Here is a 22072-nt window from a genome sequence, read left to right on the forward strand (position 1 = left end):
AACTGATTATTCCGGGAGAATTCGGACCGCGCCCTTGTCCGCGCTGGATGCAAAAGCAGCATAGGCTTTCAATGCCGTTGTTACGTTACGCTTGCGCGGCGCAACCGGCTTCCAGCCCAGCTTATCCTGCTCGGCACGCCGAGCGGCCAGTTCGCTATCGGTGACCTTCAGGTTGATTGTACGGTTCGGAATATCGATTTCGATCAGATCGCCGTTCTTGACCAGCCCAATTGCCCCGCCGTTTGCCGCTTCCGGTGAAGCATGACCGATCGAGAGACCGGAGGTACCGCCCGAAAAGCGGCCATCGGTGATGAGCGCGCAGGCCTTGCCCAGGCCTTTCGACTTCAAGTAGCTCGTCGGGTACAGCATTTCCTGCATGCCCGGCCCACCCTTCGGTCCCTCGTAACGGATCACGACGACATCACCCGCGACAACCTCGTTGCCAAGAATCGACTTAACAGCCGCATCCTGGCTTTCGTAGACCTTGGCAGGTCCGGTGAACTTGAGAATCGATTCATCAACACCAGCGGTTTTGACGATGCAGCCATCCAGCGCGATATTTCCGTAAAGCACCGCCAAGCCACCATCCTTCGAGAATGGGCTTTCAACCGAGCGGATAACGCCCTTTTCGCTGTCCGTATCGAGATCGTCCCAGCGTGAAGACTGAGAAAACGCAACTTGAGTGGGCACTCCACCCGGAGCCGCCTTGAAGAAGGTTCGAACGGTTTCCGAGTTGGTGCGTGTGATATCCCACCGGTTGATGGCATCGCCGAGCGTTGCTTCGTGGACGGTCTTGCAGTCAGTGTTCAACAGACCGCCCCGCTCCAACTCGCCCAGAATGCGCATGATACCGCCTGCGCGATGGACATCTTCCATATGGACGTCCTGCTTCGCAGGCGCGACCTTCGACAGGCATGGCACCTTGCGCGAGAGGCGGTCGATATCATCCATCGTGAAATCGACCCCGCCTTCGTGGGCCGCGGCAAGAATGTGCAAAACGGTGTTTGTCGATCCGCCCATGGCAATATCGAGTGCCATGGCATTTTCGAACGCCTGCTTCGTGGCGATGTTGCGCGGCAGCACGCCCTCGTCTTCCTGCTCGTAGTAACGGCGGGCAAGATCCACGATCAGATGACCGGCCTCGACGAACAGCCGCTTACGATCCGAATGGGTTGCGAGAGTAGAACCATTGCCCGGGAGCGAAAGACCAAGGGCCTCTGTCAAGCAGTTCATGGAATTCGCCGTGAACATGCCGGAGCAGGAACCGCAGGTGGGACAAGCCGAACGCTCGATGACGGCCACTTCCTCATCCGAAATCTTGTCATCTGCAGCAGCGACCATCGCATCGACCAGATCGAGCGCCACAGTCTTGCCATGCAAAACGACCTTGCCGGCTTCCATCGGACCACCGGAAACGAACACGGCCGGGATATTGAGGCGCATTGCAGCATTCAGCATGCCGGGCGTGATCTTGTCGCAGTTCGAAATGCAGACCATGGCATCAGCACAATGGGCATTCACCATGTATTCCACGCTGTCGGCAATGATCTCGCGCGAGGGCAGCGAATAGAGCATGCCATCGTGCCCCATCGCGATTCCGTCATCTACCGCGATCGTATTAAATTCCTTGGCAATGCCACCGGCTGCTTCAATCTCGCGTGCGACCAGTTGGCCGAGATCCTTCAGGTGTACGTGGCCGGGCACAAACTGGGTAAAGGAGTTAACGACAGCAATGATGGGCTTGCCAAAATCACTGTCTTTCACGCCGGTAGCACGCCACAAACCGCGCGCACCCGCCATATTGCGGCCGTGAGTCGTCGTTCTGGACCGGTAAGCAGGCATGGTGTTATCCTCGATTCAAAATCCGCCAGCCCTGTCGGCGGCAAGACCAATTGCTATGGCTAATCCCTACTCCAAAGGAATTTTGCTGTCACTATCAGCACAGGTCAAAGCGGTACGCCTCCAGCTCTCCGACATACACGAAAATGTTCCCCTCGATTTAATTTGCGTGAGGTCTGAAACTCTCCTCCAACAGTTTACGTAGTGATAGAAAGATCCAACATAGTGTTGAGAGAGAACTGCCATGAGCGTCTACCACCCTCCCAAAATCTCCTCGAACGAAATCACGCCCCAGCGGGTTTATCTGTCCCGTAGGACATTTATCGGCGGCGCAGCAGCAGGTCTCGTGCTTTCCGGAACGGCGGTGAGTGCCTCTGCTGCACCACTGCAGGCAAAGCCTGGGTCTTACAAGCTGGACGAAAAATTGACGCCAAAAGAGGCGGTGACGACCTATAACAATTTCTACGAGTTTGGCGTCAACAAGTCCGATCCCGCTCAGAATTCGGGAGACTTCAAGCCGACACCTTGGGCTGTGGCGGTGGAAGGTCTTGTAAACAAGCCGAAGACTTTCGGTCTGGAAGAACTGATGAAGATCCAGCTCGAGGAGCGAACCTATCGAATGCGCTGCGTTGAAGGATGGTCCATGGTGATTCCGTGGATCGGCTTTCCGCTTAAGGCCCTGCTCGATCAGGTGGAGCCACAGGGCAGTGCCAAATACGTCGCATTCGAAACCGTTGTGCGCCCTTCCGAGATGCCTGGCCAAAGCGGTTTCTTCCAACCTCTGTCCTGGCCTTATATTGAAGGGCTGCGCCTTGACGAGGCCGCTCATCCATTGACCATTCTGGCCGTTGGGCTCTACGGGGAAACCTTGCCCAATCAAAATGGGGCCCCTATCCGGCTGGTTGTGCCGTGGAAATACGGATTCAAGAGCATCAAGTCGGTCGTCAAGATCAAGCTCGTTGAAAAGCAGCCGGAAACAACGTGGAAGAATGCGAATGCCAAGGAGTATGGCTTCTATTCCAATGTGAATCCGGCCGTGGACCACCCACGCTGGAGCCAGGCCACAGAACAGCGAATTGGAGAGGGAAGCGGCTTGTTTCCTGACCGTAGGCCAACACTGCCGTTCAACGGCTATGCCGACGAAGTCGCTAGCCTCTATGCCGGAATGGACCTGAAGGCGAACTACTGATGCCTTCATTCGCTGCCCTCCCACGACGCTTGCACGGTCCAAGCGTCCGGGCCCTTTACTTCCTGGGCCTGTTGCCTGCGGCGTGGTATCTTTACCAGGCAATGACCGGTGGTCTTGGTTTCAACCCCGTCAAGGGATTGGAGCACCTATTGGGCATCTGGGCGCTGCGTTTTTTAATCGTTGCGCTTTTCGTTACCCCCTTGCGCGACCTTACCGGCATAAACTGGCTCCGCTACCGGCGGGCGCTTGGTCTCCTCGGCTTCTATTATGTGCTGTTCCACTTCACCGTCTATGTCGTGCTGGATCTTCGGCTCGATATTCATGCCGTTTGGGCTGACATCGTGCGAAGGCCCTACATCACAATCGGCATGGCGTGCCTGATCTTGCTGCTGCCTTTAGCCGCCACTTCGAATGGATGGTCGATTCGCAGATTAGGCCCCCGATGGAATACACTGCACAAGCTCAGCTACCTCATCCTGGCAGGAGCAGTTCTGCATTTCGTGCTGGCTCGAAAAAGTCTGACACTTGAACCGGCCGTATATATTGCCATCGCGGCAGTCTTGCTGAGCTACCGGATTGTCCGCAAACCTGTTCTGAGATGGAAGCGGCCTAAGCGTCAAAATCAACCGGTCCGACAAACTTGAACAGCCGAGCGGATGTAAACTTTGAAGATGAATTGGCGCGACATGCGATTGCACATCAAACTGCAAAACCGCAGCCAAGCCCATTCCTGTGGCGTCCCGGGAAGCAAATTGTTGAATTAGCAGGCGACAATATGCCTTCGCTCCTGGAGCATGGCATATCAGTGCCGACGGATTTGATCGGTATCCTTACCAGAGTGAGCGTGCAGAAACGGAACATCAGCTAGTCTCAGGACTAAAATACGTTCAGATCTATCAAAAAAACTTAATCAAACTGTCAGAGATTTTATAGAAGGCGTGTGAAAGTTAAAATTTTATATGATAGATCGCCGCCAACGTTGAGGTGAAAGGCTGTTTCAGCACTTTTGGTGGCCTTTAACCTGATGTTGAATGTGTTCCTTAGCGAATACGATAAGTATAAAGTTGAAATATTGAAATAATGAGGAGAGGGTGCAATGGCGTCAGGCTCATATGAAAGATTTTATTTTGAAAATGAATACAAAAAAACCAGTGAACATTTAGAATATTACTGCGCCGGTCCTCGGAAAATACATCCTGAACAATACATGGAACTTCGTTCTCCCTCTATGTTTCATACCCTCTGGATCCCCATGTGTTACAGGGTCGATGTGCCCGCGCCGAATAAGAAGGCTGCGTAGTTTCATCTCTATCGTCGATCGGGGGGTCTGTATGGACCCCCCAGTCCGTCGCCTTGCGCGCTACTTGGCGAAGCATGCGCCATTTATCATGCTTCCTCCTATGCCTCATGCGTTTTTCTGCCCCCTTTGCGATGTTGGCGATTGCAGGGCAGACGCTTGCCGCCGATTTGCGCCGCGGCGAGCAGATCTTTAAACAGTGCGCAAGCTGTCATACGCTTCAGACGAACAGCAATGGCTTCGGGCCAACCTTGAACGGTGTCATTGGCAGAAATGCCGGCACAGTCCCGAACTTCCGATATTCTCCCGCAATGACGGAAGCGGGCGAGAAGGGTCTTGTCTGGGACGAGGCTGCGCTTTCAGAGTTCCTGCGAAGCCCGAAGAGCAAGGTGCCGGGCACCAGCATGCGCTTTTGGGGGTTCTGGTTTCAGTCGGAAATTGATGATGTCGTGGCTTACATCAAGGCAAACCAGTGACGGTTTCGGGGTCTTTTTGTGCGTGGCCGCCTAAAGGCAGGTTTTCCACAGGCAGCGTCTCCCTGGTTAAGGATGTGTTTATAGATTCGTGAAAAATGGAGGGTGTATTGGCAAGGTCTGCTGAGTGAGGCTGGGGCAAAGGGAGGCCGCTCTCACAGACCGAGGATGTCCCGATGATCGCCCGCGCATCGGCCATACGTGGGCTGTGTATGGAGTTTACGAACATGATCAAGAAGCCGCTTGCCCTGGCCGTCGTTGCCAGCCTTACTGCTCAGCTCGCCACGACCGCTTCCGCAGCAGACCTCACTTCATCCTATCAGGAACCGCCTGCTTATAACGAGCCTGCTGCGCGCAGCGGCAACTGGGATGGCGCCTATGTTGGTGCGCATGGCGGTTTTGTTTCGCGCCGTTTGAACCCCTTCAAGGGCGGCAAGGGCGTTGCTGCTGGCGTTCAGGGTGGTTATCAGGCTGATGTCGGCGGCGTCGTTGTCGGCGGCGAAGGCGAATTGTCCTACCTCGGCGATGCTGACGTGAAGGTCAATGGTGGCAAGCTGGAAGAGCGCCATCGTCTGGGCCTGAAGGCGAAGGCAGGCGTTCCGCTCGATCAGACGCTTCTGTACGGTACGGCCGGTATGGCCATGACCAACTTCCGCGATAACGGCGGCGTCTCGGGCCCTGATGGCTGGAAGGCTGGCTACATCGTTGGCGCTGGGATCGAGCAGAAGTTCAACGACAAGATCTCGGCCAAGGTAGAATACAATTACACCGGAACGCCGAATGTTCGCAGCTTTGCTGGTGGTGTTGCCTCCGAGCAGGATGTGCATGATCACACTGTCAAGGCTGGCGTGAACTACAAGTTCTAAGTCGCCCGACTGTCAGGAATTCCAATGGCTCTCTCGCAATTCGGGAGGGCCATTTTGTTTGAACTGCCCATGCAGCTCAATTTAGCGGTATTTCGCCTTGCCAATGCCATGTTTGGCGGGGCACTCGAAATGGGATACGGGCCGGGCCTGTCTGATTCGAGCGCACGTGCAGCTCATCGGATTTCAAAGCGGCACAATTCGGCCCGGCAATGAATGTGAAGACTGAAGGGCTTCGAGAGAAGCCGATGAAATTGAAGTGACAAGGAGAGAGCGATGATCGACGCCAGAGGCGGCATTTCCGGTTTGCAGCCGCACATCACAGTTATCGGCGTCGGCGGTGGCGGCGGTAACGCGATCAACAACATGATTGCGGAAGAGCTGGCAGGCGTAGAATTCATCGCCGCCAACACGGATGCGCAGGTGCTGGCCACGTCCAAGGCGCAGCGCCGTATTCAGCTCGGTGCCCATGTGACCGAGGGTTTGGGCGCCGGCTCGCTGCCGGATGTCGGTCGTGCCGCTGCGGAGGAATCCATCGATGAGATCATGGATCATCTCTCTGGCTCCCATATGTGCTTTGTAACGGCAGGCATGGGCGGAGGAACCGGCACGGGTGCAGCTCCGGTCATCGCGCGGGCTGCCCGCTCTGCCGGTATCCTCACGGTCGGTGTCGTCACGAAGCCTTTCACCTTCGAAGGCAATCGCCGCATGAAGACGGCTGAAGCCGGGATCGAGGAACTGCGCCAGGCCGCTGACACGGTCATCGTGATCCCGAACCAGAACCTCTTCCGCATTGCAGACGCCAAGACCACCTTTGCCGATGCCTTCATGACTGCGGACCGCGTTCTCTTCGCAGGCGTTGGCTGCATTACGGATCTCATCGTCAAGGAAGGTCTGATCAACCTCGATTTCGCCGATGTGAAATCCGTCATGCGGGGCATGGGCCGCGCCATGATGGGTACGGGTGAGGCGGAAGGCCAGGGCCGCGCCATGCGCGCTGCGGAAGCCGCCATCGCAAACCCGCTGCTGGACGATATCTCAGTGCGCGGCGCGCGCGGCGTTCTCATCTCCATTTCCGGCGGCATGGATATGACGCTGTTCGAAGTGGATGAGGCCGCCAGCCGTATCCGCGATGAAGTGCAGGATGAGGCTGATATCGTGGTTGGCGCGATTTTCGACCGCAATCTTGATGGTCGTTTCCGCGTTTCCGTCGTGGCAACGGGTCTGGAAGGCCAGCCGCTCGCGGCTGAGTGATCGGCCTGAACCATTTGCCGGAAGTGACAGGCGGCGGGGCTGGAAACGGCTCCGCCGCTTTCTCATGACCAGTGACATGCGCTCTATGCAAACTCCCTCATGAACCTTATCCATTTCTCATCAAGTGGGTTGGGAGGAAGCCATGAGTCGCATTGAGGGAAAAATCGCGGTTATAACCGGTGGCACGCAAGGGCTGGGTGCCGCCATTGCCGAGCGCTTTGCCGCGGCAGGCGCAGGCGGCATTGTCATTGTCGGGCGCGATGCGGAAAAGGGCCGGGGAGTGGCAGACCGTATTACCGGTGCGACAGGAGTTGCGGTCGAGGTTGTTGCTGCCGATCTTGCCGATATCGACGCCGTCCGTACCGTTATTCCAGCAGCCGACAAACGCTTCGGCAAGGTTGATGTTCTCGTCAATGCGGCGGGGCTGACCGATCGTGGCAATATTCTCAACACGACGCCGGAACTGTTCGACCGCATGTTTGCGATCAATACCCGTGCGCCGTTCTTCCTGCTGCAGGATGCGGCCAGGCTGATGATCCGCGATGGTATCGAGGGCAGGGTGGTGAATATCGGCTCCATGTCCAGCCTCGCCGGTCAGCCCTTTCTTGCCCCCTATTCCGCCTCCAAGGGCGCACTGGCCACGTTGACCCGCAACGCGGCTTACGCGCTCATGCGTCACCGTATCCATGTCAACCAGTTGGATATTGGCTGGATGAACTCGGATCACGAGCGCAAGCTGATCCTCTCTGAAACCGGCGATCCGGATTTCATCGATCGTGCCGCCGCGACCAAACCCTTTGGCCGCATTCTCGACCCGAAGGAGGTGGCTCGCACGGTTCTCTGGATGGCATCCGAGGAAAGCGGCATGATGACGGGCGCTGTTGTCCCCTTCGATCAGTCCGTCTATGGCGGTTATGATGATGCACCGGTGCCGAAGGAGAAGTTGCAGGGGTAGCGGGCGGAGCTGGCGCGACACCCAAGTATCTGCGCATCCACGGAAAATAATCACCACTTCTCGCAATGGATGTAACAACCAGAGTGGCATAGTGTGCTCGCGGGATCGGCTTGAACGGGTCGATTCTGGGGCCTCGAAAACCCCTCACACATCGGCTGGCATCCGCGATACGAGATGCCCCCTCGGCCATTCTTGAGTGGCTGAGTGCTTGTGATTGCCCTATAAGGCTCTCCCACCCTCTATGGCTGGGGAGGCCCCGACGTATGTCCAAGGTGCTTGCACCTAAAGGTCGGGGCGGTCGTATGTGTGCGATTTTTCGAACTCCCCGGCCGCCAGAGGCGCACGTTGCGCCTGCTGGTGTGCCGTTGTCCGTTCGGTTTGAACTCGCAACAGAGCAGGGCGGCTTGCCTCATGCAGGACTATAATCTCTGGGCCGATCTACTGGCCACGTTTCGCGCGTCTCCAGATGCCATCAAGGCCCTGTGGCTCCTTGTGCCACCGGTATTTGTGCTGGGCTTGCTGGGGTTGGCGATCTGCACCCTGAGACTTCGGCTCAAACTCACATCACCCACGCCACCCGCACGACAGGATCGCCAGCCGGCGCTCGTTCTCGATCACGCGGATTTCGAAGCGCTCACGCATGGCAAGGGCCATGAGCCGCAAATGCTCGCCGTGCCACCTGCCAGATTATCCAGTTTCGGGGACCCGTCCTGATCATGCTGAGGCGGGCGACTTTGCAATCAATACAATGAAGCCGCAAGCGCCACCGCCGTGCTGTCAGAATGGGCAATGCCGACCACTCGATAAGGGTGGTCGGCATTGAAACGGTTGCTGATCTGTAACTGATCCTGCTTCAATTCTCGCGCTCGGCAGATGTAATTTACATCTAGCCGCATTACCTGCGGAGCGCCGTCCGCTCGAGATACTCTCTCTCCCCATTTTCGCTAAGGACATAGGAGATGTAGCCATTTTCCGTGTTCTTTGTAAGAATTCCTAATATCTCGAATTGTGTGATTATATCTCGCGTTATCTCGTAATCCAGATCTACGGATAACGCAGACGCCGATTTTGCGATGTGATGCCTTAGATCATCATGGCTATTAGGAACACTAGCGGTGCGATAACGGAAGCCTACTACTCGAAGAATTTCCCCCAATGATAGATCTATTTTCCGCGATACCGGTGAGTAAGAATTATTAAATTTCGCCCTAAATGGAATAGTCAACGTACCTTCTAGATCTAATAGTCCTTCTTTTGCAATTTTTGGATTCGAGGGTGCTTCCCGTTTCTTTAATCCTTCGTTTTCTATTCTTAAGTTGTTGAGAGTTTCCAACAGATCCGCGGACGCCGCCCTATCCCCCCTTATCCAACCTGGCTGGGGATATCGCTTTATTGCGTGTGTCAGAGTAAGTACAATGTCTGCGGCAAGCTGATCGGCGTTCGACCACTGTTTAACTAGCCTACCTGAGCCAAGAATTTTTTTACGAAATTCTTCAAGTTTCGGACGGTGGTCTGGCTCTTTGTCGATCTTGTCTAGCGTCAGCTTTGACAAATCTTTCCTAAGAAAACTCAATATTGGTTTAGATTGTTTTAAGGCGTAATCGTATTCTTTTTCAGTATATGATACTCCGTCAGCATCAATTGATCCGTAGCGCCCCGCCAATATCAATATATAGTAATCAGATTCATCAATGACAGTCTTAATAAACTCGAACGTTTCCTCATCCGAGGCAGGAAAATACTCCATCCCGGAAGGGATACAATCCATACCTAGCATGGCTTGCATTACCTTTCGTCGTTCTTCCTCCAAATCGGTAAAAGTCGAACTTAAGAATATTTGGTATCTCTTCTTCTCCATTTAAGCTCCTAGAAGAATCCCGCAGGGGATTTTTACCTGCGGGACAAGATATATGGAATTTATTGGTTTAGACTCCGGTGGTCAGCTGCACCCGCTCGTGGCGCCGCACGTGTCGCACTTCTCGCAGGTGCCGTTGCGCACCATGGTGAAGTTCTGGCACTCGGTGCACATGTTGCCGGTATAGCCCTGTGCGATGGAGCGCATACGGCGTTCGGCTTCCACCTTCTTCGCTTCCGTTTTGGCTGTTGCCGCGTCGGCGGCTGCCTTGTCGGAGAAGAGGGCGGTCGCAGCCTGCTGGCCTTCATCGGCCACCGCTTCCTCGGCAATCTCTTCCGCCAGCTCCTTGGCGCGCTCTTCATAATCGCGCTTGAAGGAAACGACTTCCGAGGTCGAGATGGCAACCGTTGCTTCCAGCTTGCGGGCGGCAGAGCCTGCAAAGGCGGTTACATTGCCAGCGCCGGAAGCCTTGGCCGGTGCCGCAGTGGCAGAACCCTTCGGTTCCGAACCTGCGCGGTCCAGGCTGCTGCTGGAAACCAGCGTCGGCTTGTGGCCACGGGTCCAGCCGGTGGAAACCAGGTTGGTCTTGCCTTCCTGAATGCCCTTGCCGAGCGCCGTGTTGGAGAAGTCCGACGTATCGACATGCGCCAGATCGTGACGTCCGAGGTAGGACACGGCGAGTTCGCGGAAGACGTAGTCGAGGATCGACGTGGCGTTCTTGATCGCGTCGTTGCCGGTCACGATGCCAGCCGGTTCGAACTTGGTGAAGGTGAAGGCCTCCACATATTCTTCCAGCGGCACGCCGTACTGCAGACCCAGCGAAATCGCGATGGCGAAGTTGTTCATCATCGCACGGAACGCAGCGCCTTCCTTGTGCATATCGATGAAGATTTCGCCGATACGACCGTCACCGAATTCACCGGTGCGCAGATACACTTTGTGTCCGCCGACATTGGCCTTCTGGGTGTAACCCTGACGGCGGTTCGGCAGCTTCTCACGCTCGCGGGTGACACGTTCGATGACACGCTCGATGATCTTCTCGGTCACCTGAACGGCCTGCGCCGCTGCCGGTGCCTGGATGAAGTCTTCGACTGCATCCTCATCATCCTCGTCTTCGATCAGCGAGGCGTTGAGCGGCTGGGACAGCTTGGAACCATCGCGGTACAGCGCGTTGGCCTTCAGCGCCAGCTTCCAGGAGAGCATGTAGGCGCTACCGCAATCCTCGACGGTTGCCTCGTTCGGCATGTTGATCGTCTTGGAAATCGCACCGGAGATGAAGGGCTGTGCAGCCGCCATCATGCGGATGTGGGATTCCACGGAGAGGTAACGCTTGCCGATCTTGCCGCAAGGATTGGCGCAATCGAATACGGCCAAGTGCTCTGCCTTCAGGAACGGTGCGCCTTCCAGCGTCATTGCACCGCAAACATGCACGTTTGCCGCTTCGATGTCCTTCTTCGCAAAGCCGAGATGCTCCAGAAGGTTGAAGCTCATGTCGGAAAGCTGCTCATCGGAAACCTTGAGAGTGTCCTTGAGGAAGTCCGCGCCGAGCGTCCACTGGTTGAAGACGAACTTGATGTCGAAGGCAGCCTTCAGCGCACCGTTGACGGCTTCGATCTTCTCATCGGTGAAGCCCTTGGCACGCAGCGTCGAAGGGTTGACGCCCGGCGCCTGGTTCAGGTTGCCGTGGCCAACTGCATAGGCTTCGATTTCGGCAATCTGGCTTTCCGAGTAACCCAGCGTGCGCAGAGCTTCCGGAACGGCACCGTTGATGATCTTGAAGTAGCCGCCTCCGGCCAGCTTCTTGAACTTCACCAGAGCAAAGTCCGGCTCGATACCGGTCGTGTCGCAATCCATGACGAGGCCAATCGTGCCGGTCGGCGCGATGACGGTCGTCTGGGCATTGCGGTAGCCGTGCTTTTCGCCAAGCTCCAGCGCCTTGTCCCAGGCCGCCTTGGCATGGACAACCAGATCCTGATCCGGGTTTTCCGAATGGGTCAGCGGAACCGGGTTGACGGACAGGCCCTCGTAGCCGGTTGCCTCGCCATAGGCCGCACGACGATGGTTGCGCATGACGCGCAGCATGTTTTCGCGGTTCGGAGCAAAGCCAGGGAAGGGGCCGAGTTCGGAGGCCATTTCCGCCGAAGTCGCATAGGCAACACCGGTCATGATTGCGGTCAGCGAACCGGCAATGGCACGGCCTTCAGCCGAGTCATACGGAATGCCGGAAGACATCAGCAGACCGCCGATATTCGCGTAGCCGAGGCCCAGCGTGCGATATTCGTAGGACTGTTCTGCAATCCGGGGCGAGGGGAACTGCGCCATCATCACGGAGATTTCGAGAACCACCGTCCACAAGCGGCAGGCATGTTCGTAGTCAGTAATGTTGATGCGCTTGGTCTTGGCATCCTTGAACTGCAGCAGGTTCAGAGAGGCAAGGTTGCAGGCAGTATCATCCAGGAACATGTATTCCGAGCAGGGGTTCGATGCACGGATCGGGCCAGTTGCAGGGCAGGTGTGCCAGTCGTTCATGGTGGTGTTGAAGTGCAGGCCTGGATCGGCGGAAGCCCACGCGGCGTAGGAGATTTTCTCCCACAGATCACGCGCCTTGAGTGTCTTCATAACCTTGCCGTCCTTGCGGGCGGTCAAGTTCCAGTTGCCGTCGTTTTCAACAGCGCGCAGGAAGTCATCCTTCAGCGAAACGGAGTTGTTGGAGTTCTGGCCAGCAACCGTCAGATAGGCTTCCGAATCCCAATCCGTGTCATAGGTCTTGAACTCAAGATCCTTGTAGCCCTGCTTAGCGAACTGGATGACGCGCTTGACGTAGTTTTCCGGAACCTGATCCTTCTTGGCAGCACGGATTTCGCGCTTCAGGGCAGGGTTCTTGGCCGGATCGAAGCAGTCGTCGCCGTTGCCTTCGCAGTTCACGCAGGCCTTCATGATGGCCTTCAGATGCTTGGAGACGACCTTGGAGCCGGTCACAAGCGCCGCAACCTTCTGCTCTTCCTTCACCTTCCAGTCGATGTATTCCTCGATATCCGGATGATCGATATCGACTACCACCATCTTGGCTGCACGACGTGTCGTGCCGCCGGACTTGATAGCACCTGCCGCACGGTCGCCGATCTTAAGAAAGCTCATAAGGCCAGACGAGCGGCCGCCACCCGAAAGCTTTTCGCCTTCGCCACGCAGATAGGAGAAGTTGGAACCGGTGCCGGAGCCATACTTGAATAGGCGCGCTTCGCGAACCCACAAGTCCATGATGCCGCCCTCGTTGACCAGATCGTCTTCAACGGACTGGATGAAGCAGGCATGCGGCTGAGGATGCTCGTAGGACGACTTCGACTTCGTCAGCTTGCCCGTGAAGGGATCGACATAAAAGTGGCCTTGACCCGGACCATCGATACCATAAGCCCAGTGCAGGCCAGTATTGAACCATTGCGGGGAGTTCGGCGCAACGCGCTGCGTGGCCAGCATATAGGCCAGTTCATCGCGGAAAGCAGCTGCATCTTCTTCGGACGAGAAATAGCCTCCCTTCCAGCCCCAGTAGGTCCAGGTGCCGGCAAGACGGTCGAAGACCTGGCGCGCGTCGATTTCAGAACCGTAACGCTCGTCTTCGGGTAGTTCCTTCAGCGCCTTTTCGTCCGCCACAGAGCGCCACAGGAAGGAAGGAACATTGTTCTCTTCAACCTTCTTCAGGATCTTCGGCACGCCGGCCTTGCGGAAATACTTCTGCGCCAGAACGTCTGTCGCAACCTGGCTGAACTGTGCGGGCACATCAATATCCGCAAGACGGAACACGATGGAACCATCCGGATTGCGGATCTCACTCGTGGCCTTGCGGAACTCAATTTCCGCATAGGCGCCAACGCCTGGCTTCGTAAAACGACGTTCAATGCGCATGTCTCTCGTCCTTGTTATGCGCCCCGCTCAGGCGCAGAAAGTCACTGCAGCAGCCGTTGGGTCAACACCGGCAGCCGTGCCCTATCTCAGTCCGAATGGTAAATCATCCGTAGATGGTCGACCTGTATCTTGTGGTGAGTTTAGCTGCAAACACTAAATATAGCATAAAAGCAGTTTTCCACCACCCCATGTCACGGAAGAAATCAGACAAAACGGCACAAAAATCCTGCCGGGAAAAACACTGATGGTTTGCCCGTCTCAAGCCTGCAGGATACAGGGTTTTGTTCTGGTAGAACCGATCTCGTCATGTCCGGTTCAGTCGCCGCCGCAACATGAAAGCTATCTTGTTCGAATGTGTGATTCCGTCAAGGTCTCGTTTGCAATGGATTTTTAACCACAAGATATTGTGGTGCTTGCCTGTGGAAAATGGGGACAGACGAATCGATTAGTGAAGTCAAAGACTTGCAAGCAAGAGTGCCAGATATGTGCAGTGAGGAGAAAATTTTCTTGACCGTCACATACCATTGAAAATGGAAGAAAAACCGATAACGGCACAATTTTAACTTTCCTCCGATAGATTTTTTGAAAATTCGAATGGACGCGCCTGTTGCCGTGCCTTTCTGCCGTTGGGGGTCTCTCGTGAATATCAAGAATTTCTCAATCCTGAAGAAGGTTGGTGTCGTCATGACGCTGATGAGTCTTTCAGCCGTCGTCATCGCGGGCGTCGGTGCACAGGGACTAAGCGTGTTGGGATCTTCTTTGAAGAACACTGGCGCTCGTGAAGAAGTGGCGCGCGAGGCAATGGATCTGCGTGTCGATATCATCGCAATCAGCCGGATGACTTATCAGTTGGCGATGGCGCCGGAAAAAGCAGCAGATTTCGCAGCTGAAACCGAAAAACGCGCCAAGGAAATGCTGGACCGTCTGCCGAAGATTGCAGCCACGGCAGACGCGGAAGAGCAAAAGCAACTGGCTAATGTCCGTACATCGCTTGCCTCCTATTTCGACAGCATTCGCGCAATGGTAAAAATTGCTGGTTCTGAGCAGGGTAAGAACCCTACCGCCCTGCGTGCTGCTCTCGACAAGGCTCTTGACGGCCAAAAGGCCGTGACCGCAGCAGTGAAGATCTACAGCACCTATTCTGCCAACACTTTGGCAACGGCCCGCGCCGATGCTTTGGCGGATTCACGCATGACCATGACGATCCTGTTGGCGAGCGCGCTCATCTGCATTGGTCTGGGTATAACCATCAGCTTCCTCGTAGCACGACGCGGCATTTCAGCGCCGATCCGCAGCCTGACGATGGTCATGAGCGAAATGGCCAAAGGCAATGTCCGGGATGTGGTGATTGATACGGACCGCGCAGACGAAATTGGCGAAATGGCGAGAGCGCTGGAAATCTTCCGGGCGAACGAGTTGCACATGCGCGAGATGGAGGCACAGGAGCAAGCGCTCAATCGCCAGAGCAAGGATTTGCAGCAATCCATCAGCGGTATTGTCGCGGCCGCATCCGCTGGCGACTTCAGCCAGCGCATTACCAAGACCTACGAAGATGCCGACCTCACGCGATTCGCCTCTGGTGTCAACGAACTGGTCGAGAATGTTGACCGTGGCATCAACGAGGTCCGTCGCGTTATCGCTGCCCTTGCCGATCAGGATCTGACCCAGGACATGCGGGGCCACTTCCAGGGTGCCTTTGCCGAACTACAATCGAACGTCAATGCTACGATGGCTTCGCTGCGGTCGACCATGGACAATGTCCGTGCGGCAGCCGGGACGATCACCGACAGCTCCGGCGAGCTTTCCGCGGCATCGAACCAGCTAGCCCGCAGAACAGAGCAGCAGGCAGCAGCTCTCGAAGAAACCGCCGCAGCGCTTGAGGAAATCACGACGACGGTCAAGACCTCTACCCAGCGCGCAAACGAGGCAACGCGCATGGTTTCGGCGACCAAGGATAGCGCTGGGCGGTCCGGCGGTATCGTCCGCGACGCAATCGATGCAATGGAGCGTATTGAGCAGTCCTCCCAGAAGATCAGCCAGATCATCTCGGTTATCGACGAGATAGCCTTCCAGACAAACCTGCTCGCGCTGAATGCCGGTGTGGAAGCAGCCCGCGCCGGTGAGGCGGGGCGCGGTTTTGCCGTCGTCGCTCAGGAAGTTCGTGAACTCGCCCAACGGTCCGCAAATGCAGCGAAGGAAATCAAATCCCTGATCAACAATTCTGCTCAGGAAGTGCAGGGCGGGGTTAAGCTGGTTCTCTCCACTGGCGAGGCGTTGAAGGAAATCGAGGATCTCGTGCATAACGTCAACGAACAGGTTTCCATGATCGCTCGTGCTGCGACGGAACAGTCGGCGGCGCTTGGCGAGATCAATACTTCCGTTAATCACATGGACCAGATGACCCAGCAAAATGCTGCCATGGTTGAGGAGACGACCGCCTCCAGCCAGGTTCTGGCCAACGAAAGCAGACAGCTAACCGATCTGCTGTCTCACTTCCGTATCAGCGGTTCGGCGCAAGCCTTGCGTTCCGCTGCGTAAGGCGATTCAATTGATGTTATGATAGGCACCCTTTCGCGGTGCCTATCAAGGTGTAATTCAGCCCAGTTGGTCTGGAATGAAGCCACCCGTCTGCCTTTGCCAAAGGCGTGCATAAAGGCCATTGTGGGCGAGAAGCTCTTCCGGGGTGCCCTCTTCCACTATTTTTCCCTGATCCAGGACGACGATTCTGTCCATCCTCGCTATGGTTGACAGCCTATGAGCAATGGCAATAACCGTTTTACCTTCCATCAGCAGGTTCAGCCTGTCCTGAATGGCCGCCTCCGCCTCACTGTCCAGCGCCGATGTCGCTTCATCTAGAATGAGGATTGGTGCATTTTTAAGCAGAACGCGAGCTATAGATACTCTCTGGCGCTGACCACCCGAAAGTCGGATGCCTCGATCGCCGACAAAGGCATCGTAACCGCTTCGCTTCTCGCCATCCCGTAGATCCGCGATAAACGCGTCAGCCTGAGCGGCCCGTGCAGCCTCTTCGATTTCAGTGGTCGATGCGTCTGGTCGGCCATAGCGGATATTGTCTGCCACTGATCTATGCAGCAGTGCTACATCCTGCGCGATCAGGCCGATGTTTCTGCGCAAACTCGCCTGTGTCACATGCCGCAGATCCTGACCGTCCACACGGATCGCGCCATCGGTAACCTCGTAAAAGCGCAAGAGAAGATTGACAAGCGTGGTCTTGCCGGCGCCAGACAGGCCAACAAGACCCACCTTTTCGCCCGGTTTCACTGTGAGCGTGAGATCGTCTATGACCCGCTTGTCTGAAGTGTAGGCGAAGTTGACGCGATCGAAGTGGATTTCACCGCGCGTGACGGTTAGATCTAAGGCATCGGGCCGATCCGTGATCTGCGGTGGTGTCGTTAAAACCGGCATGGCATCCTTTATCGTTCCCAACGCCTTGAAAATCTGTTGGCCCATCTGAAGAAAGGTGAAGGAACTCGCCGATAGACGCTGGAGGATGTAAACGGTCGCGACGAACTCTCCCACCGTCAAGGTGGTGCGATAAAGCCCCCAAAAGCCTAACCCCAGCAGAACCAGCCAAAGCAACATGTTGGCGCTGACCACGACGAGTTCAGCCGTGCGGTACGCTCGCTGTTCATGGTGAAGTGTCGTGGTCGCTTTTCCCAAAATTTTGCGCAACGCACCAGCTTCAGTATCTTCCGCAGCGAACTGCTTCACCATTTGCATGTTGCTGTAAACATCGGTCAGCGTGCCATTGATGAGGCTGTTCTGCTTGGCAGAGCGGCGGGATCGGGCCGTGAAATCAGGCACGACACGTATGGCATAGGCAATGTTGAAGGCGATCCAGAGAACGACTGGCAGGGCGAGTTGCCATGAGAGGGTGAGGAGTATTGCGACGGAGCCAACGATTTGCAGCAAGAAACGCGGCGCGCTTTGAAATGCGATCTGAATCTGCTGCAAAACGCCGTTGGCAACCTGTCCCAGGCGTGAGGCAACCTGACCTGCGAAGAGATCGTGAAAGAAAGCGAGATCCTGCTTTTCGACGGCCTTGTGGCCCTGCCATTGAATGGTAATGGGCAGACTTATACCAACGGTGTGGGAGTTGAGGATATTGGCAACATAGAAGAAGATCGGCATGACCGGAAAAATGATGAATGTCAGAAAAGCCAGCAGCCAGAAACGGTCATGTACGAAGGCTTCGACACCTTGACTGGTCACCCCATCTACAATGGCTGACAGGCCCCAGATTATGGTAAGGTTGCACGCTTCCACGACCATGGACGTGATGGCCATGAGGATGACCACCCCACGAAACATGCGGATGAAATGCCAAAGAACGGACATGGCCCCTGTGGTCGGCAACGGCCTATAGGGGATTTCGAGTGGACGGATGAATTGCTCAAAGGGGCGATAGACTGCATCGGACCAAGACATGCCTTCTCCTCATCAATGCTACGCCGACTCACCGGAGGTAGCACGTCATTGGACAGAAATTAGACCATAAAGTCATATTCGATCATTGGTTGAACTATGCAATTTATAAGAATTGCAAGGTCATGAAAAAACCCGCCGGATTGGCGGGTTCTGAATGCGAAAAGGAGAATGCGTTTTCAGCCCTTGTGCCCCTTGGCAATCGGCTCCTGATAGGTGAAGCCCATGTCCCAAGGGAAGTAAATCCAGGTGTCCTGGCTGACTTCGGTGATGAAGGTATCGACGGTCGGCACTCCCTTGGGTTTCGCATAAACGCAGGCGAAATGTGCATTCGGCATCAGGGTGCGAACTTCCGAGGCAGTCTTGCCAGTATCCGTCAGGTCGTCCACGACGAGAACGCCTTTGCCGCCATCGACCATCAGGCTGGCATCAATACCCTTTAGCAGGTTCATTTCACCCTGATTGACGTAGTCATGGTAAGAGGCGACGCAAACCGTATCGATCAGTCGAATATTCAGTTCGCGCGAGATGATCGCTGCGGGAACGAGGCCACCACGTGTGATGCAGACGATTGCGCGGAACTCCTGTCCAGATCCTGCCAGACGCCAGGCAAGCGCGCGTGCATCACGGTGGAACTGATCCCACGAAACGGGGAAGGCTTTATCAGGAAGAGACATATGTTTCGCTCCGGGCGCGCTTGAGTTTAACAGGCGCCGAATGGGAACGGGCAGCCTGCGGAGCAACCGATAGAAGCTGCTCCGTTGGCCGTTGCTATTAGCTTTAATTCCTACAATTAGGCAAGATGGATGAAGGGCCAGGTTCCGCGGTTCGAGTTCATCGCGAAAGAAGCGTAAACGCGGTCATCGAGCTCAGTAGAGAGCGCGTGACGCCGCCAAACAACATCTCCCACCAGCGGGAATGTCCGTAGCCACCCATCACCAGCAGATCGACGCTCTGGTCTGCAAGACGGGCCGTGATGGCTTCAGATGTGGAGATCTGGCAGTTCTCCTCTGTGCGGATGCTCACCTTGACGCCATGCCGTGCAAGCGCAGTGGCGAGATCGGCACCGGCAAGTTCCGGATTCTGACGTGGCATATCCGGCGGATCGACGGAAAAGATCTCGACGCTTTCCGCTTGTTGGAGAAACGGTAACGCATCGAATGCGGCACGAGCCGCTTCCTTCGATCCGTTCCAGGCGATGAGCGCGCGGCGAACGGGAAGCGAGCGGTTTGAACCATGCGGAAGAAGGAGAACAGGACGCCCGCTTTCAAGGATGAAGGTCTCGAGGTCGGAGCTATTGTCTGCTTCCGCTTTGGCGTCATTCTGTCGAGCAACGATCAGGTCACAGGTGCGGGCAAGTTCGAGAACTGCTTCGGAGGAAGTTCCGCCTGTCGAGACGTAAGATCTGAATTCGAAGGGGACGCCGGAGGATTCGGCGCGCTGGCGAAATGCCGCTTCAATCTTCCGGGTCTCTTCCTGCGCCGCTCGCTGCAAGGTCTCAATCGCTGTCGGATCCGGAATTTCCATCGGTGCGATCAGAGGGATTGTCGCGAGAGTCTCGGCTCGAAGTGCCATGATATGCGCGGAAAACTGGCGCGCCAGCTGAATAGCAAACTCGGTGACGGGAGCGACGTTATGCTCGCTGTCCAGAACTGCAAGAATGGTCCGATAGCTCATTGTCTGATCTCCTCGGCATGGTGGCATAGATGTATCCCACCATCATCAAAGGAGATGGTCCCTGCATTGAGATGGGTCAAGGCGCCCTTTGGGCGAAGCGCGACCTTGGGTCAGGCTTCAGGCCCTGGATTGCTGCCTGCACGTGCCGCATCGAGCCCTCGGATCATGTCGGAAATCGTGTTTGCGGCAGCGTCGAGCTTTGCTTCATCTCGCGCTCTGACAACGAGTTCCGTGGAAAAGCGCTGACCGTCATACTTGGGATAGGAGCCGATGCTCGTTTCTGGATGAGCCTTCTGGATCGCGCCAAGCAGTGTGCCGATATCTCCCTCCCCATAGGGACACGGCAGAGAGCGCGTCAGCAAGTGCGAGCCTTTTTGAAGCTCTGGCAGGATGTTATCCACCATGGCCTGAAATACTTGTGGCACCCCGGCCATCACATAGACGTTTTCCACGATGAAGCCCGGTGCGGTGGAGACGGGGTTTGCGATGTGACGCGCGCCCTTCGGCATACGCGCCATCCGCTGACGCGCCTCGGTGAACTCCATCTCCCGTCGCTTGTACATGTCCGCCAGCAGGCGCATCGCTTCAGCATCGTGCTCACAAGGCAAACCGAATGCTGCCGACACGGCATCTGCCGTGATATCGTCATGTGTTGGGCCAATGCCACCGGAGGTGAAGACATAGGTGTAACGCTTGCGCAGCGCATTGAGCGCTTCGACGATTGCGTCCTGCTCGTCTGCGACGATCCGCACTTCCTTGAGGTCAACGCCGGACAGGAGAAGGAGATCGGCAAGGTGGCCAATGTTCTTGTCCTTTGTACGACCGGAAAGAAGCTCGTCGCCTATGGCCAGAATGGCCGCGGTTACGATCGTCGATGTCATTTTAGCCCTCGTGAAGTCTGCGACTGAATCATGATGTATGCGGATTCCCCTCGCGACAGAAGACGAATTCCAGCTTCCATTGTTACGAAATTATGATCACAACAGATCTTCCGTATTCGATTATTGAACAGTGCGTACCGCGCCTGGAGGCTGGAAGTTAGTATTTGCGCGGATAAGTATGCAGCTACCAGACGCGCTCCAATTGTTGGAGCCGAAACAGGAGGAATGAATGGCTAAGGTTCTCGTACTCTACCACTCGACGTATGGTCATATCGAAACCATGGCATATGCCGTTGCAGAGGGCGCAAAATCGACCGGTGCCGAGGTGACCGTCCTGCGCGTGCCGGAACTGGTTCCGGAAGACGTTGCCAAGGCTTCTCACTACAAGATGGACCAGCCAGCAGCAGTCGCCAAGGTTGACGATCTCACGGAGTACGACGCCATCATCGTTGGCGCAGGCACGCGTTTCGGCACTGTAGCTTCGCAGATGCGCAACTTTTGGGACCAGACCGGTGGTCTGTGGTTCCAGGGCAAGCTGGTAGGCAAGGTCGGATCGGTCTTCACATCTACGGCCACGCAGCATGGCGGCCAGGAGTCGACGATCCTGTCGTTCATCCCGACCTTCCTGCACCATGGCATGGTCGTCGCAGGGCTTCCCTATGCGTTCCAGGGCCAGATGGGCGTCGAACAGGTCAAGGGTGGCTCACCCTACGGCGCATCCACGATCACGGATGGCGACGGTTCCCGTCAGCCTTCGGAAATCGAGCTGGAGGGTGCACGCTACCAGGGCGCACATGTGGCCAGGATTGCGACGAAGCTCGCTGGCTGATTGATCGAGCAGTTTATGTGCAAGAGGGGCGCGGGATCACCAATCCGCGCCCTTTGCCGTTTCAGGCGGCAGGAGAAAACGGGCGAAACAGCCTCAGGCGTGCGGGAGGTCTTCTTTGTTTCCCGCCTTTCCAGTCAACGACGAACTGAATGACATCCGCCGCAGCCTGCTGTGTGAGCGGCTTGGCGATAACGCCCAGGGCGCCGGCATCGCGCCCTTCGATAAGCATTGGGTTTCCGGTCACGAAAATGACCGTCAGGCCACGTCCGGTCAGTAGACGGGCAAGCTCAGGGCCGGTCTCTCCATCTGCAAGCCGTACATCGACAAATGCTATGTCGGCTTCTCGGGCATAATTGAGCGCGACGGTCATGTCTGGAGCTATTCCGATAACTTCGTGCCCGCTGCGCGAAATGGCCTCTTCCAGATCCATCGCGATCAGAAGGCTGTCCTCTACAATCAAGAAGCGATACATCAATTCTAAACCTCTGTTGTCTCCACGACATAGGGTTGAGCCCGATACCGACAAGACGTGAGTTTAGAGGCTGCCTCAAAAAGAGGTGGGTGATTTCAAGAGGTTATGATTCCTTCGGATTTGCGAGATTCGATGGAGTTCA

The 22072-nt window shown here is 56.0% G+C and carries 17 protein-coding genes; 9 read left to right on the plus strand and 8 right to left on the minus strand.

The features are described 5' to 3' along the window. Nucleotides 1-6: 6 nt before the first annotated feature. The gene (ilvD, locus tag MUU53_RS17140) at nt 7-1842 is read right to left on the minus strand and encodes a dihydroxy-acid dehydratase (protein WP_247261989.1); all 1836 of its coding nucleotides are present in this window, start codon (nt 1840-1842) and stop codon (nt 7-9) included. A 241-nt stretch (nt 1843-2083) separates the two neighbouring features. Here ilvD and msrP point away from each other — a divergent pair, with 241 nt between their 5' ends. From msrP to MUU53_RS17175, 7 genes are all read left to right on the plus strand, one after another. Further along, on the plus strand, nt 2084-3028 hold the full coding sequence (msrP, locus tag MUU53_RS17145; protein WP_247261990.1) for a protein-methionine-sulfoxide reductase catalytic subunit MsrP: 945 nt from the start codon (nt 2084-2086) through the stop codon (nt 3026-3028). Then, nucleotides 3028-3672, plus strand: coding sequence for a protein-methionine-sulfoxide reductase heme-binding subunit MsrQ (gene msrQ / locus MUU53_RS17150; protein WP_247261991.1), 645 nt, complete (start codon nt 3028-3030; stop codon nt 3670-3672). Before msrP ends, msrQ begins: the two co-directional genes overlap by 1 nt. A gap of 730 nt (nt 3673-4402) precedes the next feature. Then, on the plus strand, nt 4403-4801 hold the full coding sequence (locus MUU53_RS17155) for a c-type cytochrome (protein ID WP_247261992.1): 399 nt from the start codon (nt 4403-4405) through the stop codon (nt 4799-4801). 173 nt (nt 4802-4974) lie between these two features. Continuing rightward, on the plus strand, nt 4975-5664 hold the full coding sequence (locus tag MUU53_RS17160; RefSeq protein ID WP_247261993.1) for an outer membrane protein: 690 nt from the start codon (nt 4975-4977) through the stop codon (nt 5662-5664). A 273-nt stretch (nt 5665-5937) separates the two neighbouring features. Then, a complete protein-coding gene (gene ftsZ / locus MUU53_RS17165) occupies nt 5938-6915 on the plus strand; it encodes a cell division protein FtsZ (protein WP_062554690.1) in 978 nt (325 codons plus the stop codon). 142 nt (nt 6916-7057) lie between these two features. Further along, a complete protein-coding gene (locus MUU53_RS17170; RefSeq protein WP_247261994.1) occupies nt 7058-7870 on the plus strand; it encodes an SDR family oxidoreductase in 813 nt (270 codons plus the stop codon). A 411-nt stretch (nt 7871-8281) separates the two neighbouring features. Beyond that, nucleotides 8282-8584, plus strand: coding sequence for a hypothetical protein (locus tag MUU53_RS17175; protein ID WP_247261995.1), 303 nt, complete (start codon nt 8282-8284; stop codon nt 8582-8584). A gap of 181 nt (nt 8585-8765) precedes the next feature. Here the strand turns inward: MUU53_RS17175 and MUU53_RS17180 are convergent, their stop codons facing one another. Beyond that, nucleotides 8766-9728: a DUF4062 domain-containing protein gene (locus MUU53_RS17180; RefSeq protein WP_247261996.1), complete on the minus strand. Its 963-nt coding sequence runs from the start codon at nt 9726-9728 to the stop codon at nt 8766-8768. An 81-nt stretch (nt 9729-9809) separates the two neighbouring features. Continuing rightward, on the minus strand, nt 9810-13625 hold the full coding sequence (locus tag MUU53_RS17185; RefSeq protein ID WP_247261997.1) for a vitamin B12-dependent ribonucleotide reductase: 3816 nt from the start codon (nt 13623-13625) through the stop codon (nt 9810-9812). A gap of 639 nt (nt 13626-14264) precedes the next feature. Here MUU53_RS17185 and MUU53_RS17190 point away from each other — a divergent pair. Next, a complete protein-coding gene (locus MUU53_RS17190) occupies nt 14265-16163 on the plus strand; it encodes a methyl-accepting chemotaxis protein (RefSeq protein WP_247261998.1) in 1899 nt (632 codons plus the stop codon). Between the two features lie 57 nt (nt 16164-16220). Here the strand turns inward: MUU53_RS17190 and MUU53_RS17195 are convergent, their stop codons facing one another. The 4 genes from MUU53_RS17195 to MUU53_RS17210 all read right to left on the minus strand — a co-directional run bounded on the left by MUU53_RS17195 (nt 16221) and on the right by MUU53_RS17210 (nt 20629). Continuing rightward, entirely contained in the window at nt 16221-18074 is a 1854-nt protein-coding gene (locus MUU53_RS17195; protein ID WP_247261999.1) for an ABC transporter ATP-binding protein, read from the minus strand. Nucleotides 18075-18250: 176 nt separating this feature from the next. After that, the gene (gene gpt, locus MUU53_RS17200; RefSeq protein ID WP_165136181.1) at nt 18251-18748 is read right to left on the minus strand and encodes a xanthine phosphoribosyltransferase; all 498 of its coding nucleotides are present in this window, start codon (nt 18746-18748) and stop codon (nt 18251-18253) included. 157 nt (nt 18749-18905) lie between these two features. Then, entirely contained in the window at nt 18906-19748 is an 843-nt protein-coding gene (locus tag MUU53_RS17205; RefSeq protein ID WP_247262000.1) for a universal stress protein, read from the minus strand. Between the two features lie 110 nt (nt 19749-19858). Continuing rightward, nucleotides 19859-20629: a competence/damage-inducible protein A gene (locus tag MUU53_RS17210; RefSeq protein WP_247262001.1), complete on the minus strand. Its 771-nt coding sequence runs from the start codon at nt 20627-20629 to the stop codon at nt 19859-19861. A 229-nt stretch (nt 20630-20858) separates the two neighbouring features. Here MUU53_RS17210 and wrbA point away from each other — a divergent pair, with 229 nt between their 5' ends. After that, nucleotides 20859-21458 (plus strand): NAD(P)H:quinone oxidoreductase type IV, encoded by a 600-nt coding sequence (wrbA, locus tag MUU53_RS17215; protein ID WP_247262002.1) that lies wholly within the window; start codon nt 20859-20861, stop codon nt 21456-21458. Nucleotides 21459-21519: 61 nt separating this feature from the next. Here wrbA and MUU53_RS17220 read toward each other — a convergent pair whose 3' ends face one another. Next, the gene (locus MUU53_RS17220) at nt 21520-21930 is read right to left on the minus strand and encodes a response regulator (RefSeq protein ID WP_247262003.1); all 411 of its coding nucleotides are present in this window, start codon (nt 21928-21930) and stop codon (nt 21520-21522) included. Nucleotides 21931-22072: the final 142 nt, after the last annotated feature.

Source organism: Affinirhizobium lemnae (assembly GCF_022968395.1).
GTDB lineage: Bacteria > Pseudomonadota > Alphaproteobacteria > Rhizobiales > Rhizobiaceae > Neorhizobium > Neorhizobium lemnae.

What these genes read in the sequence shown, in the direction of transcription:
- MUU53_RS17160 (WP_247261993.1), top strand. Translation starts at nt 4,975, where the DNA reads ATGATCGCCCGCGCATCGGCCATACGTGGGCTGTGTATGGAGTTTACG.
- MUU53_RS17175 (WP_247261995.1), top strand. Translation starts at nt 8,282, where the DNA reads ATGCAGGACTATAATCTCTGGGCCGATCTACTGGCCACGTTTCGCGCG.
- MUU53_RS17220 (WP_247262003.1), bottom strand. Translation starts at nt 21,930, where the DNA reads ATGTATCGCTTCTTGATTGTAGAGGACAGCCTTCTGATCGCGATGGAT.
- msrQ (WP_247261991.1), top strand. Translation starts at nt 3,028, where the DNA reads ATGCCTTCATTCGCTGCCCTCCCACGACGCTTGCACGGTCCAAGCGTC.
- gpt (WP_165136181.1), bottom strand. Translation starts at nt 18,748, where the DNA reads ATGTCTCTTCCTGATAAAGCCTTCCCCGTTTCGTGGGATCAGTTCCAC.
- MUU53_RS17205 (WP_247262000.1), bottom strand. Translation starts at nt 19,748, where the DNA reads ATGAGCTATCGGACCATTCTTGCAGTTCTGGACAGCGAGCATAACGTC.
- ftsZ (WP_062554690.1), top strand. Translation starts at nt 5,938, where the DNA reads ATGATCGACGCCAGAGGCGGCATTTCCGGTTTGCAGCCGCACATCACA.
- MUU53_RS17210 (WP_247262001.1), bottom strand. Translation starts at nt 20,629, where the DNA reads ATGACATCGACGATCGTAACCGCGGCCATTCTGGCCATAGGCGACGAG.
- ilvD (WP_247261989.1), bottom strand. Translation starts at nt 1,842, where the DNA reads ATGCCTGCTTACCGGTCCAGAACGACGACTCACGGCCGCAATATGGCG.
- MUU53_RS17170 (WP_247261994.1), top strand. Translation starts at nt 7,058, where the DNA reads ATGAGTCGCATTGAGGGAAAAATCGCGGTTATAACCGGTGGCACGCAA.
- wrbA (WP_247262002.1), top strand. Translation starts at nt 20,859, where the DNA reads ATGGCTAAGGTTCTCGTACTCTACCACTCGACGTATGGTCATATCGAA.
- MUU53_RS17185 (WP_247261997.1), bottom strand. Translation starts at nt 13,625, where the DNA reads ATGCGCATTGAACGTCGTTTTACGAAGCCAGGCGTTGGCGCCTATGCG.
- MUU53_RS17155 (WP_247261992.1), top strand. Translation starts at nt 4,403, where the DNA reads ATGCGCCATTTATCATGCTTCCTCCTATGCCTCATGCGTTTTTCTGCC.
- MUU53_RS17195 (WP_247261999.1), bottom strand. Translation starts at nt 18,074, where the DNA reads ATGTCTTGGTCCGATGCAGTCTATCGCCCCTTTGAGCAATTCATCCGT.
- MUU53_RS17180 (WP_247261996.1), bottom strand. Translation starts at nt 9,728, where the DNA reads ATGGAGAAGAAGAGATACCAAATATTCTTAAGTTCGACTTTTACCGAT.
- msrP (WP_247261990.1), top strand. Translation starts at nt 2,084, where the DNA reads ATGAGCGTCTACCACCCTCCCAAAATCTCCTCGAACGAAATCACGCCC.